Below are 13,405 nucleotides of genomic sequence, written 5' to 3'. Positions count from 1 at the left end.
CCAGGCTTTAGGGAAAATTCCGAATGCCCATGCCATCCTGCTGTTGTAAGGTTGCGGGGCTGTGAGAAGAGAGGAGCAAGCATGTATTTACGACCCGATGAGGTAGCACGCGTACTAGAGAAAGCGGGCTTCGAAATGGATACCCAGACGCCAAAAATTTACGGTTATCGCCGCGGCGAAAACTATGTCTACGTTAATCGCGAAGCGCGCATGGGACGTACTGCGTTGATTATTCACCCTACGCTGAAAGAGAAAAGCCACGGCTTTGCTGAACCGGCGTCGGAAATGAAAACCTGCGATCACTACACGCAATTCCCGCTCTACTTAATGGGCGATTCGCAGGAGCATTACGGCATTCCGCACGGCTTCAGCTCGCGCGTGGCGCTTGAGCGTTATCTGCAGGGCGTTTTCGGCGCCTGATGCTGCGCCCCGTGGTTGCGGGGCCGCACACCTTACCCAAATCCTTACCTTCTACCACGTTGCAAATCGCCACGCCGACGCGTATAACCCTGTGTCCATATAGATGTTCAGACGTCCATACGGATAAAAATGATGCAAACTCAGGATTCGCCCCCGCAGGAAAATTTTAAGCGCACCATGAAAGTACGGCATCTGGTGATGCTGTCGCTCGGCGGTGTGATTGGTACCGGCTTGTTCTTCAACACCGGCTACATCATCTCAACTACCGGCGCGGCTGGCACCTTGCTGGCTTATCTGATTGGCGCGCTGGTGGTATGGCTGGTGATGGTGTGCCTCGGCGAGCTGGCTGTAGCGATGCCGGAAACCGGCGCGTTTCATGTCTATGCCGCACGCTATCTCAGCCCGGCAACCGGTTATACCGTCGCCTGGCTCTACTGGCTCACCTGGACGGTTGCGCTGGGATCCAGCCTGACTGCCGCCGGCTTTTGTATGCAGTACTGGTTCCCGAGCGTGCCGGTGTGGCTATGGTGTCTGGTGTTCTGCATCGCCATTTATCTGCTGAATATTGTCTCGACGCGCTTCTTTGCCGAAGGCGAGTTTTGGTTCTCCATCATTAAAGTGATCACCATCATCGCTTTTATCATTCTCGGGGCCGGTGCCATCTTCGGTTTTATCCCGATGAAAGATGGCAGCGCCGCGCCCGGCTTGCACAATCTCACCGCTTCGGGCTGGCTGCCGCACGGCACTTTGCCGATTCTGATGACCATGGTGGCGGTAAACTTCGCCTTCTCGGGCACGGAATTGATCGGTATCGCCGCCGGTGAAACCGAACAGCCACAAAAAGCGCTGCCGCTGGCGATCCGCACGACGGTCGCGCGTTTGATCATCTTCTTTATCGGCACGGTATTCGTGCTGGCGGCGTTGATCCCGATGGATCAGGCGGGGATCTTCAAAAGTCCGTTTGTGCTGGTGTTTGAAAAGATCGGCATTCCGTATGCAGCGGATATTTTCAACTTCGTGATCCTCACGGCGATTCTTTCGGCCGCCAACTCGGGCCTGTATGCTTCAGGTCGTATGTTGTGGTCGCTAGCCAATGAGAACACCTTGCCGCGCTGTTTTGCGCGCGTGAACCGGCGTGGCATTCCGGTGCTGGCGCTAACGGTCAGTATGATTGGCGGGCTGCTGGCGCTGTTCTCCAGCGTCATTGCACCGGATACGGTGTTTGTCGCGCTGTCGGCGATCTCCGGCTTTGCCGTAGTGGCAGTGTGGCTGAGCATTTGCGCCTCACATTATGTGTTCCGCCGTCGTCATCTGCAGGCGGGCGGTACTTTGCAACAGCTGGCATATCGCGCACCGCTTTACCCGCTAACGCCGATTCTCGGCTTCCTGCTGTGCCTGTTGGCATGCATCGGTTTAGCGTTCGATCCGTCGCAGCGCATTGCGCTGTGGTGCGGCATTCCATTTGTGCTGTTCTGCTATGCCGCCTACCATGTCACCCAACGACGTAAATCATCTCACAAGGCTGAGGAGGCCAACGATGTCGCGTAATCCCATCGCGCAGGCACTAACCCACACTGACACGCTGATTCTGGATGGTGCATTGGCGACTGAACTGGAGGCGCGCGGCTGCAATCTGGCTGATGCGCTGTGGTCGGCCAAAGTGCTGATGGAAAATCCAGAGCTGATTTATCAGGTGCATCACGACTACTTTGCCGCAGGCGCACATGTGGCAATCACCGCCAGCTATCAGGCCACGCCGCAGGGGTTTGCCGCGCGCGGATTAGATGATGCGCAGGCGCTGGCACTGATCAAACAGAGCGTGCAGTTGGCGCAGCGTGCGCGCGACGATTATCGCGCATCATCTGCCAGCACAGCACCGCTGTTGGTGGCCGGTTCTGTCGGGCCATATGGTGCGTTTCTGGCCAATGGCGCCGAGTATCGCGGTGATTACGCGCTGCCAGAAGAGGAGATGAAAGCGTTCCATCGTCCGCGCGTGACGGCATTGCTGCAGGCGGGAGTTGATCTGCTGGCATGTGAAACGCTGCCGTCGTTTGCCGAAGCGCAGGCGCTGATAAGCTTATTGGCCGAGTTCCCGGACAGCAGCGCGTGGTTCTCCTTTACTTTGCGCGATGCTGAGCACATCAGCGACGGAACGCCGCTGAGCCAAGTGGCCGAGCTGGTGAATGGCGCGCCGCAGGTGGTAGCGATTGGCATCAACTGCGTAGCGCTAGAGAGCGTAACGCCGGCCCTGCGCAGCTTGCAGGCGCAGAGCGATAAGCCGCTGCTGGTCTATCCCAACTCCGGTGAGCAATATGATGCCAGCAGCAAAACCTGGCACTCGGCACCGTCGGGTTGCACGCTGCACGACAAGTTCCACGAATGGCAGCTGGCCGGCGCGCGTCTGATTGGCGGCTGCTGCCGCACCACGCCGCAGGATATCGCGGCGATTGCCGCCTGTTGTCAACCGCAATAAAGCGCAGAAAACCATCAGTGATAGCGCGATTAAGCACAGAAGGGCGAGGTAAACTCTCCTTTCTGATGCTGAAGCGGACCTGCTATGAACCTGCGACTCCTTTTTCCTGCCTGTGCGCTGCTGCTGAGCGGCTGTGCCACCATTGTCGGCACTGAAACGCAACCGGTAAAAATCGACTCCGTGCCGCAAGGCGCACGTTTCACCGTGCAGGATGAGAACGGCCGCGCGGTAGCGCAGGGTTATACGCCACAAACCGTCGAGCTGGCAAAATCCACCGGTAACTATTTTGGTAAGAAGCACTATCAGGTGATGCTGGAGAGCCCGGGCTACGTGCCGGTGACGTTGCCGATCGAGGCCAATGCCAATCTGTGGTATTTGATCGGCAATATCCCGCTGTTGGGCTTCCCCGGCTGGCTGCTGGTCGATCCCTTCTATGGCGGCATGTACGATCTGAAGCCTGAACATCCGCAGCCGAAGCTGAACGTGGTGGGTGCGCGCGGTTGATATACAGGTGCGCATGAATGCGCATCCTACGAAAACCCGGCTACATTAACGTAAGGTCGCCATTCATGGCGACCAAATCGTCATTACTGCGCGGTAGGCTTCACCATCGTAGTGGCGGGCTTATGCTGCGCCAGATATTGCTGCTGGAAAATGCACATGCGGATGGTGTTGCGGTATTCGCCGTTGATGAAAAATTCGTGCTTCAGTACGCCTTCCACCTCAAAACCCAGCTTGGTGTAAATATGAATCGCCTTCTTATTCTCCTGATCGACAATCAGATAGAGTTTGTAGAGATTCAGCACCGAAAAGCCGTAATCCATCGCTAACTTCGCCGCTTTGGTGGCTAAACCTTTGCCCTGATGTGAAGGATCGATGATGATCTGAAATTCAGCACGGCGATGCACGTGATTAATCTCGACCAACTCCACCAGGCCGGCTTTGTGGCCGTCGTGCTCCACGACAAAGCGACGCTCGGTTTGGTCGTGAATATGCTTGTCATACAGGTCTGAAAGCTCGACAAACGCTTCGTACGGCTCTTCAAACCAGTAACGCATCACGCTGGCGTTGTTATCTAATTGGTGCACAAAGCGCAAATCTTCGCGCTCCAGCGGACGTAACTTAACCGTCATACGGTGTTCCTTGTTGTTGAGTGTTGCTCCACGATGCGGCCCTGCGCCATGCGCGCCGCGCGATCGCACATGTGATCGATCACGTCGGGATCGTGACTGACCAGCACCATGGTTAAACCATCTTTTTGCTTGAGATCGTTGAGCAGGTTGAGGATCTCGGCCTGTACCGACATGTCCAGCGCCGAGGTCGGCTCATCCAGCAGCAGGATCTTCGGTTCCAGCAGCAGCGCGCGCACAATGGCTACGCGCTGACGCTGGCCGCCCGAAAGTTGATGCGGATAACGATCCGCCAGCGCCGGATCCAGCCCGACATGGCGGAAACCGGCATTAATCCGGTCGTCGATACTATCACGCTTCAGCATTTTCAGTGGTTCCGCCAGCGTGCGACGCAGACGATGACGCGGATGCAGCGAGGCATAAGGATCCTGAAACACCATTTGCACGTCACGGCGCAGCTGGCCGGTGAAAGCTTTGCCGGGTTGCACTGCGCTGCCTGCCAGCGACATGGCGCCGCTCCAGTGTGGGTTTAACCCGGCCAGCACCCACAGCAGCGACGACTTGCCGCAGCCGGATGGGCCCACCAGACCAAAGCATTCACCGGCCGCGACCTTTAGCGACACGTCGTGCACCACGGTACGCAACTCGTACCCTTGCTTATGCGACACGCTCAGGTTGGATAACTCAATCATAATTTCTCTCCAGCGCGGCGCGATCGAGTACCGGTAAACGTTCACCGTGGGTGGCTTTGCTCGGACGACAGGCCCACAAGGTGCTGGTATAGGGATGGCTGGCATTAGCCAGCTCGGCGGCCGGCAAGGTATCCAGCACGCGGCCTTGATACATCACCATCACGCGCTCGCAGTGTTCGGCAACCTGTTGCAGATCGTGGCTGATCAGCAGCAAACCCATGTTGCGCTGTTCTACCAGACGACGAATGAGCGCCAACACCTGATCGCGCATGGCATGATCAAGTGCCGACGTCGGTTCATCGGCGATCAGCAATTCGGGATCGGTAATCAGGGCGATCGCCAGCATCACGCGTTGTCCCATGCCGCCAGAGAGTTGATGCGGGTAGCGCTTCATCAGCTGACGCGGATCGGGCAAGCCGACCGCATCGAGCATCTCGCACACTTTCTCCTGGCGCTCGGCACGGCTCAGTTTGTGGTGCAGCACCAGCGGCTCTTCCACCTGCCAGCCAATGGTGCGCGTGGGATTGAGCGCGTATTTCGGATCCTGCATCACCATCGCCACTTTACTGCCGCGCAGCTGGATCCAGTCGCGCTCGCGTAGGCTCAATGCATCGGTGCCGACAATCTGCAAACGGTCGGCCTGCAGCTGCAGCGAAGGCGATAGCAAGCCCATTAGCGTGCGGGCCGTTAGCGATTTACCGGAACCGGATTCCCCCACCAGCGCCACACGCTCACGGCCAATTTGAAAGCCGATGTTATCGACCAGCAGCGCATCATCGCTACGGATCGTCAGGCCCTGTACGTCAATTAACAGATCATTTGGCATGGCGAGTATCCAGTCGGTCACGCAGGCCATCGCCTGTCAGGTTAAACGCCAGGCTGGCGAACAGAATGGCACCACCGGGCGCGGCGGCAACCCACCATTGGTCGAAAATGACTTTACTGCCTTCGGCCACCATCGACCCCCATTCAGCGGTAGGCGGTTGCACGCCCATGCCGAGGAAGCCCAATCCGGCGGCAGACAGAATAATGCCGCCGAGGCTCAGCGCGGCGCGCACCACCGCCGTTGGCATACACAGCGGCAGAATATGGCCAAACATCAGGCGCAAGCCGGTGATGCCCTGCATCCGCGCGGCAGCAAGATAATCACTGCGGCGCAGCGCCAGCGTTTCTGCACGCGCCTGGCGTGCAAACGGCGGCCAGCTGGTGAGCGCCAGCGCCAGCGCGCCATTCATCAAACCCGGACCGAGCATGGCGACCAGCGCCAGCGCGATCACCAGATTCGGCAGCGACAGGAAGATATCGGTGATGCGCATTAATACGCGCTCGGTCCAGCCGCCGACGTAACCGGCGGTGATACCGACCAACAGGCCAACCGGAATGGTCAGCACCAGAATCAGCGATACCAGCAGCAGCGTCGGTCGTGCGCCGTAGATGACGCGCGACAGCAAATCGCGGCCAAAGCCATCGGTGCCGAACCAGTGCAGTGCCGACGGCGCTTGTAAACGCTGGGAGATGATCTGCGCATTGGGATCAAACGGCGCCAGCAAGGGCGCGAACAGCGCCATCGCCACCACAATCAGCACCAGCGTCAAGCCAATGGTGAGGGAAGTCATGCGGGCGCGACGGCGACGCGGGCGCAGCGTTTCCAGTTCAGAGAGTTGTTGAGTCATCGGGTTCTCGGATCGGTTAACCAGGTCAGGGCATCGGCCAGCGCATTGAGCAGAATGAAGCAGCTGCCAATCAGCAGAGTTGAGCCGAGAATCGCCGGTACATCAGAGGAAAACAGTGCGTTAGTCATGTAGCGACCGACGCCCGGCCAGGCAAATACCGTTTCAGTCAATACCGAACCTTCCAGCAGCGTGGCGTAGGAGAGGGCGATAACGGTAATCAGCGTGCCCAGCACGTTAGGGAAAATATGGCGCAGCAGGATGCGGCCACGGCTTGCGCCCTTGGCGCGTGCCAGTACCACATACTCTTTGTTGCTCTCTTCCAGCAGCGCGGCACGCAGCAGGCGCGTAATGCCCGCCATCGCCAGCAGACCAAGAATCACCACCGGCAGCCACAGATGGGCAATCGCATTGCGGAACATCTCAGGATCGCCGGACATCCAGCTATCAATCAGCACAAAGCCGGTTTTCGGCTCCAGCGTGTAGATCCAGATGTCGTCAAGCTGGCCCGGACCGGCCGACCAGTGCAGCACGGCGTAAAACAGCAGCAAACCCAGCAAACCGAGCCAGAACACCGGCACTGAGTAACCGAGTAGCGAAACAAAACGTGCGACGTTATCGATGATGCTGCCTGGCTTCCACGCCGCCAGCAGCGCTAAGGCAATGCCGAACACCGCGGCAAAAATCATTGCACAGGTTGCCAGCTCAAGGGTGGCAGGGAAGGTGCGCATCAGGTCGGCGCTGACCGGCTGATTGGTCAGGTGTGACAAGCCCAAATCACCGCGTGCCAGATGGCTGATGTAGCGCCAGAACTGCACCAGCACCGGCTGATCGAGACCGAGATCGTGGCGCACCTGCGCATAGGTGGCTTCACTGGCGTGATCGCCAGCGATCTGCTGCACCGGATCGACCGGCGACAGGTGCGACAGCATAAAAGTGAACGCTAACAAACCGATCAACGTCACCAGCAGCGACAGCAGGCTAGTGACGAGGTGGCTAACGCGTTGCCAGAGCGGCCGGGCGAACCCGGCCTGTGAAGCTGACACTGCCATTACTTAGAAACCTGCGAGTAATACACCATGTCCGGATTGATGCCTTGCACATAGCCTTGCAGATTGTCGCGCAGCGCAATCAGGTTTTTTGCCTGCAAGCCAATCACGTACGGTGAGTTCTTCAGCACTTCACGCTGCATCGCCTGATACAGCTCAACGCGCTTGTTCGTATCACTCTCGGCGGTGGCCGCCAGCGTTTGCTTGTTCAGCTCTGGAATGTGCCAGTCAGAACGGTAAGCCACGGTTTTACTGCCATCTTCCGGGTTGTACGCGAAGGACGCGGCGTTGGTGTTGGGATCGAAATAGTCTGCGCCCCAGGCGTTCAGGGTGGCTTCGTATTTGTGCGCCTTCACGCGGGTGGAAACTTCAGAGCTCAGGCCCGGCTGCACTTCCACTTTCACGCCACCTTTGGCGAAGCTGCCCTGCAGCGCCTGGGCGATATCGAGATACGGCGGTTGGTTGCTGGTGGAAAGCGTAAAGCTGACGTTGGTCAGGCCGGCTTTCTTGAGAATCGCTTTGGCTTTTTCAGGATCGTAACTGTACGGCGTGTCGTTGATGGCACCGAGGAAACCTTTCGGCAGGAAGGTTTGATGCACGTCGAACTGGCCTTTCAGCAGGTCGTTAGCGATACCTTTATAGTCGAACAGGTAACGAGCCGCTTCCCACAGCGCCGGATTCTTCAGCACCGGATTTTCACCCATGTTGAACTGGATGTAGTAGAGCGATGCCATGGGGATCGCTTCGGTCTTCACGCCGGCTTTCCCTTTCAGCGAGGCGATCTGATCCGCGCCGAGGTTACGCGCGATGTCTACATCACCCTGTTCCAGCAGCAGACGACGCGCAGCCGGTTCCGGTACGTTTTTGATCAGGATGTTTTTCAGCTTCGGTGCGCCCGCCGGGGAAGTCGGGTTGGCCGAGAGCAGAATCGCTTCATGCAGCACCACTTTGCGAATCTGGTACGGTCCGCTGCCGGCCGAGTGGGTGCCAAGCCAGGCGTGGCCAAAGTCGCCGTTTTTGGCATTCGCCTGCGCGGTTTTCTCATCCACAATTGAGGATACCGGCGCAGACAGCAGGCTCAGAACATAAGCCGGGCTGACGTTGGCGCTCCAGCTGATCTGCACATGGTTGTCATCGACCTTTTTCAGGAAGGTATCAACATTGTCTTTATTCCAACCGAGCTGCGTAAGAATAAAGGAGGGATCGAGATTCAGTTTAACCACGCGACCGAGCGAGAAGATCACATCTTCCGGACGCAGCGGATTGCCGCTGGCGAACTGTGCGCCTTTACGCAGTTCAAAGGTCAGGCTGCGATTATCGTCACCGGCTTTCCATGAGGTGGCCAGCGTGGGTTTCAAATCGGTAGGGTTGGTAGGATCAGACTGGACCAGGCGCTGATAAATGTTAGTGAATGCTTGCACCGTGGTGAGCTCAAAGCCCTGCGCGGGATCGAAGCTGTCGGCATCATCCGTTGACTGGGCAATAACCAAGGTATCTTTCGGCGTCGCTGCCTGAACAGAGAAGGCGGCTGCCAGCGATAGCACCAGCAGTGAGGGAATAATTTTTTTCATGTTGTTTCCTTGCCTAAAAAAAGTAACGCGAGTTTACGAGAGCGCAGCAGTGAAGAATAGTCAATTTCAGGCTATGCATATGCATTAATGATCTAAGTCGTGTGGTTCAGTTATAAGGCTGGCGGTAAGTGCAGCGCGGGTTACGCGGTACGCATAAATGCGTAGCCGACAAAAGCTCAGCGATAATTGTAGGGTCGCCATTAATGGCGATCGGAATAGTTAATATCAACTCAACCACAACGGAATTTAAATGAGTGTTGAGTTACAGATAATTAACTTTACTTCGTTACGTCCCGGAATATAATAGCCGCAATTTCAAAGCAGGAGAGTTCAGTTGGACAGTCACCCTTTTAGATGGCAACACAAGGCAAGCTGACGCGCGAACTTTTTTGTCGCTGCTTGCCAACACGGCGGGCAGCAATCCTCCTCTCTTCTGATGATTGTTCCCTCACAACGACACTGTAACGGGCCGAAGCTCGTGGGAACATCATCATGCACATGATTTTTAACACACTTTTCCCTCCGCCTCGATGCGCGCGCTGAACCTCAGCGTGCTGATTTACGCTGCGCGTTAGACAGCTCTTCGCTGTTCGACTGCGTGGTGTTTTCCCTCGTCATTATCTATTACTCGTTATTTAACGAGCGACTTTTTTCGTCTTTAATTTCCGGGAGGTGATATGGAAATTCCCGACAGGTTATTTTTAATTTAATAACGCATTGCCGTTAATTTAATTACATCCATTTTGTGTGCATGGCATGCAGGGATATCTATTGCCGTAAAACAGAGGAATGTCATCATGACTGACATGAAACTCAACCAGGACAAAAAAGCCTGGAATACCACACGTCCGCAGCGTCATAAAACGCCGCGCTACCTGATTGAAGATGAAGCCGGATTCACTGCCGATGAAACTCTGGTGCGCCTGCGTAGTGATGCGCTGGGCCTGAATGAGCGTGAAGCCGAGGCGCGCTTAGCGGTGTATGGCCGTAATCAGGTTGAACACGATAAAGCGCCGCCGGCGTTGGTGCAGCTGCTGCACGCGTTCAACAATCCGTTTATCTATGTCCTGATGGCGCTGGCTGCGGTGAGTTTTTTCACTGATTTCTGGCTGCCGATGCGCAACGGCGAGGAGACCGATCTGACCGGTGTCATCATCATTGTGACGATGGTAACGCTCAGCGGTTTGCTGCGCTTCTGGCAGGAGTTCCGCACCAATAAAGCGGCACAGGCGCTGAAGTCGATGGTGCGCACCACCGCGACCGTATTACGTCGTGAATCAGCGCAGCACGCGCCCAGCAAACAGGAAGTGGACATCGCTACGCTGGTGCCTGGCGACATCATCTATCTCTCCGCGGGGGATTTGGTGCCCGCCGATGTGCGCCTGCTGGATTCGCGCGATCTGTTTATCAGCCAGGCAATTTTAACTGGAGAATCGTTACCGGTTGAAAAGTATGACGTTACCGGCCATGTCACCAGCAAAAGCAGCGGTGCCAGCGAGCAGGGCACGTCGCTGCTGGAACTGGGTAGCGTCTGCCTGATGGGTACCAACGTCTCCAGCGGCAGTGCTAAAGCAGTAGTGGTGGCGACCGGCAGCGAAACCTATTTTGGTAGCCTGGCGAAATCGATTGTTGGTAACCGCTCACAAACCGCCTTTGACCGCGGCGTTAACAGCGTGAGCTGGCTGCTGATCCGCTTCATGCTGGTGATGGTGCCGGTGGTGCTGCTGATCAATGGCTTCACCAAAGGCGACTGGCTCGACGCATCGCTGTTTGCGCTGGCGGTGGCGGTCGGATTAACGCCGGAAATGCTGCCGATGATTGTCAGTTCAAATCTGGCGAAAGGCGCCATTGCCATGTCGCGGCGCAAAGTGATCGTTAAGCGCCTGAACGCGATTCAAAACCTCGGGGCAATGGACATCCTTTGCACCGATAAAACCGGTACGCTGACGCAGGACAACATCATTCTGGAGCATCATCTGGATTGTGCTGGGGTGGAAAACTCACGCGTGCTGATGTTGAGCTGGCTCAACAGCCATTATCAAAGCGGTACGCTGAACCTGATGGATCGCGCCATTTTGCAGTACGGTAAAAACCGGGTTAGCGAGGCGGTTGGCGACAGCTACATCAAAGTGGATGAACTGCCGTTTGATTTTATCCGGCGCCGTGTCTCGGTGGTGGTGCGCGATCGTCGCCTGAATCAACAGATGCTGATCTGCAAAGGCGCAGTGGAAGAGATGCTGAGCATCGCTACCGCCGAGCGCGAAGGCAAACTGGTGCAGCCGCTGAACGAAACGCGCCGTGCAGAACTATTGGCGCTAGCACATCAATATAATGAGCAGGGTTTCCGCGTGTTGCTGGTGGCCAGTCGCGTGCTGGCGGAGCCGGGTTTACAGCAGCCGTTGAGCGTGGCGGATGAGCAGGGATTGACGGTGGAAGGACTGCTGACCTTCCTCGATCCGCCAAAAGAGAGCGCCGCGAAAGCCATTAGCGCACTGCGCGACAATGGCGTCAGCGTCAAGGTATTAACCGGCGATAATCCGGTGGTTACCGCGCGCATTTGCCAGCAGGTTGGCATCGATAGCGGCGCGATCGTTACCGGCGACCAAATTGCATTAATGAGCGATGAGCAATTGGCGGCGGCTGCAGCACAAAGTTCGGTGTTCGCTAAACTTACGCCGCTGCAAAAATCACGTCTGGTGAGTACGCTGCAGCAGCTTGGTCACACCGTTGGTTTCCTGGGCGATGGTATTAATGATGCTCCGGCGCTGCGTGATGCTGATGTGGGGATTTCCGTCGATAGCGCGGCGGATATCGCGAAAGAATCTTCCGATATCATCCTGCTGGAAAAAGATTTGATGGTGCTGGAAGAGGGCGTGATGACGGGGCGCGAAACCTTCGGCAACATCATAAAGTACCTGAACATGACCGCCAGCTCTAATTTTGGCAACGTGTTCTCGGTATTGGTGGCCAGCGCCTTTATTCCGTTCCTGCCGATGCTGGCGATTCATCTGCTGATTCAGAACCTGATGTACGATCTGTCTCAGCTGGCGCTGCCGTGGGACAAAATGGACCGTGAATTCCTGCGTAAACCGCGTAAATGGGACGCGCGTAATATCAAACGCTTCATGCTATGGATTGGACCAACGTCGTCCATTTTCGATATCACCACCTTTGCCCTGATGTGGTACGTATTTGCGGCGAATACGCCAGAGATGCAGTCGCTGTTCCAGTCTGGCTGGTTTATTGAAGGCCTGCTGTCGCAAACGCTGGTGGTACATATGTTGCGGACGCAAAAGATTCCGTTTATCCAAAGTCGCGCTGCGCTGCCGGTGCTGCTGACCACGGCCTGCGTGATGATCGCCGGCATTCTGCTGCCGTTCTCACCGCTGGGTGCCATGGTTGGATTAGTGCCGCTGCCGTGGTCCTACTTCCCATGGCTGGTGGCAACGCTGCTCGGCTATTGCGTCGTCGCGCAGGGCATGAAAATGCTCTACATCAAGCGCTTTGGTCAGTGGTTCTAAGACGATGGAGGTGACATGCGCAACAGAAATCTTAATAAGGTGGTCTTCCATCTGCTGCTGATGATGGTGGTCATCGTGGTGTTGACGCTGGTATTGCGTTAATCACATGAAGGGCAGGAAATCCTGCCCTTTTCTTTACTCTTCATCCGGTTGGTAATACTGCACGCCGATTTCAATGCGCTCGCGACCGCTGGCAACGCGATGGCGATTGCTGTCGCGCAGTGAATAGATGCAGCCGCAATACTCCTGCTGATAGAAACGTTCGCGCTTGCTGATCTCAATCATGCGTGACGATCCGCCGCCTTTACGCCAATTAAATTGCCAATAAAGCATATCGGGATAGTGTGCAGCCGCACGCACGCCGCAATCGTTAATCTGCTGCATGTTCTTCCAGCGCGAAATGCCAAGTGAACTGGTGATCACCGGAAAACCGTTTTCATGTGCATACAGCGCGGTGCGCTCGAAACGCATATCGAAACACATGGTACAGCGCACGCCGCGTTCCGGTTCCCACTCCATGCCGCGTGCGCGAGCAAACCAATTGTCTTTGTCATAATCGGCATCCACAAACGGGACGCCAAACTGCTCGGCAAAGCGGATGTTCTCCTCTTTACGCAGTTCGTACTCTTTCAGCGGATGAATGTTTGGGTTGTAGAAAAAAATGGTGTAATCAATGCCGGAAGCCAGCATGGCTTCCATCACTTCGCCCGAGCAGGGCGCACAGCACGAGTGCAGCAGTACTTTATTGTGACCGTTGGGTAAAGGTAGCGGCTGGCGTGTGAAGGTATCAGACATAAGAATTATTGGTTAATAGAGTGTTGCGTAAAGTCTAAGGTGATTAGGCTGAAGATGCAAAATTGACGAAAACGGGGCAATAAA

Annotated in this window: 12 protein-coding genes; 5 read left to right on the top strand and 7 right to left on the bottom strand. The window is 56.2% G+C overall.

The annotated features are described in order from the left end of the window. Positions 1-81: 81 nt before the first annotated feature. The 4 genes from WH298_RS04570 (at position 82) to WH298_RS04555 (ending at position 3,397) form a co-directional block, all read left to right on the top strand. Positions 82-420 carry a DUF2002 family protein gene (locus WH298_RS04570; RefSeq protein ID WP_007886422.1) on the top strand — a complete coding sequence of 113 codons (339 nt, stop codon included), beginning with the start codon at positions 82-84 and terminating at the stop codon, positions 418-420. Between the two features lie 132 nt (positions 421-552). Continuing rightward, positions 553-1,968 (top strand): S-methylmethionine permease, encoded by a 1,416-nt coding sequence (gene mmuP, locus WH298_RS04565; RefSeq protein ID WP_180822314.1) that lies wholly within the window; start codon positions 553-555, stop codon positions 1,966-1,968. Next, positions 1,958-2,893, top strand: a complete 936-nt coding sequence (mmuM, locus tag WH298_RS04560; RefSeq protein WP_180822313.1) for a homocysteine S-methyltransferase — start codon at positions 1,958-1,960, stop codon at positions 2,891-2,893. Before mmuP ends, mmuM begins: the two co-directional genes overlap by 11 nt. Before the next feature lie 84 nt (positions 2,894-2,977). Then, positions 2,978-3,397, top strand: coding sequence for a peptidase associated/transthyretin-like domain-containing protein (locus WH298_RS04555; protein WP_049853018.1), 420 nt, complete (start codon positions 2,978-2,980; stop codon positions 3,395-3,397). Positions 3,398-3,480: 83 nt separating this feature from the next. Here WH298_RS04555 and speG read toward each other — a convergent pair whose 3' ends face one another. From speG to WH298_RS04525, 6 genes are read right to left on the bottom strand one after another with little or no spacing between them, the layout of a single operon-like run. Continuing rightward, positions 3,481-4,026, bottom strand: a complete 546-nt coding sequence (gene speG, locus WH298_RS04550) for a spermidine N1-acetyltransferase (protein ID WP_180822312.1) — start codon at positions 4,024-4,026, stop codon at positions 3,481-3,483. Further along, positions 4,023-4,715: an ABC transporter ATP-binding protein gene (locus WH298_RS04545; RefSeq protein WP_007886433.1), complete on the bottom strand. Its 693-nt coding sequence runs from the start codon at positions 4,713-4,715 to the stop codon at positions 4,023-4,025. The genes speG and WH298_RS04545 overlap by 4 nt, the downstream gene beginning before the upstream one ends. Then, on the bottom strand, positions 4,708-5,541 hold the full coding sequence (locus tag WH298_RS04540; protein WP_049853016.1) for an ABC transporter ATP-binding protein: 834 nt from the start codon (positions 5,539-5,541) through the stop codon (positions 4,708-4,710). The genes WH298_RS04545 and WH298_RS04540 overlap by 8 nt, the downstream gene beginning before the upstream one ends. Next, a complete protein-coding gene (locus WH298_RS04535; protein WP_007886437.1) occupies positions 5,531-6,388 on the bottom strand; it encodes an ABC transporter permease in 858 nt (285 codons plus the stop codon). The genes WH298_RS04540 and WH298_RS04535 overlap by 11 nt, the downstream gene beginning before the upstream one ends. Beyond that, positions 6,385-7,437: an ABC transporter permease gene (locus WH298_RS04530; RefSeq protein WP_007886439.1), complete on the bottom strand. Its 1,053-nt coding sequence runs from the start codon at positions 7,435-7,437 to the stop codon at positions 6,385-6,387. Before WH298_RS04530 ends, WH298_RS04535 begins: the two co-directional genes overlap by 4 nt. Then, positions 7,437-9,005 (bottom strand): ABC transporter substrate-binding protein, encoded by a 1,569-nt coding sequence (locus tag WH298_RS04525; RefSeq protein WP_049853015.1) that lies wholly within the window; start codon positions 9,003-9,005, stop codon positions 7,437-7,439. The genes WH298_RS04530 and WH298_RS04525 overlap by 1 nt, the downstream gene beginning before the upstream one ends. 797 nt (positions 9,006-9,802) lie before the next feature. Between WH298_RS04525 and mgtA the strand changes: the two genes are divergently transcribed. Then, positions 9,803-12,526, top strand: a complete 2,724-nt coding sequence (mgtA, locus tag WH298_RS04520; RefSeq protein ID WP_007886136.1) for a magnesium-translocating P-type ATPase — start codon at positions 9,803-9,805, stop codon at positions 12,524-12,526. Positions 12,527-12,661: 135 nt separating this feature from the next. Here the strand turns inward: mgtA and WH298_RS04515 are convergent, their stop codons facing one another. Beyond that, positions 12,662-13,321 carry an epoxyqueuosine reductase QueH gene (locus WH298_RS04515; RefSeq protein WP_007886137.1) on the bottom strand — a complete coding sequence of 220 codons (660 nt, stop codon included), beginning with the start codon at positions 13,319-13,321 and terminating at the stop codon, positions 12,662-12,664. Between the last annotated feature and the right edge of the window lie 84 nt (positions 13,322-13,405).

The sequence above is a fragment of the Pantoea nemavictus genome (assembly GCF_037479095.1).
In the GTDB taxonomy this organism is placed as follows: domain Bacteria; phylum Pseudomonadota; class Gammaproteobacteria; order Enterobacterales; family Enterobacteriaceae; genus Pantoea; species Pantoea nemavictus.
Note: the sequence above shows the minus strand (reverse complement) of the source record. Positions and strands in the feature narration are given on the sequence as shown.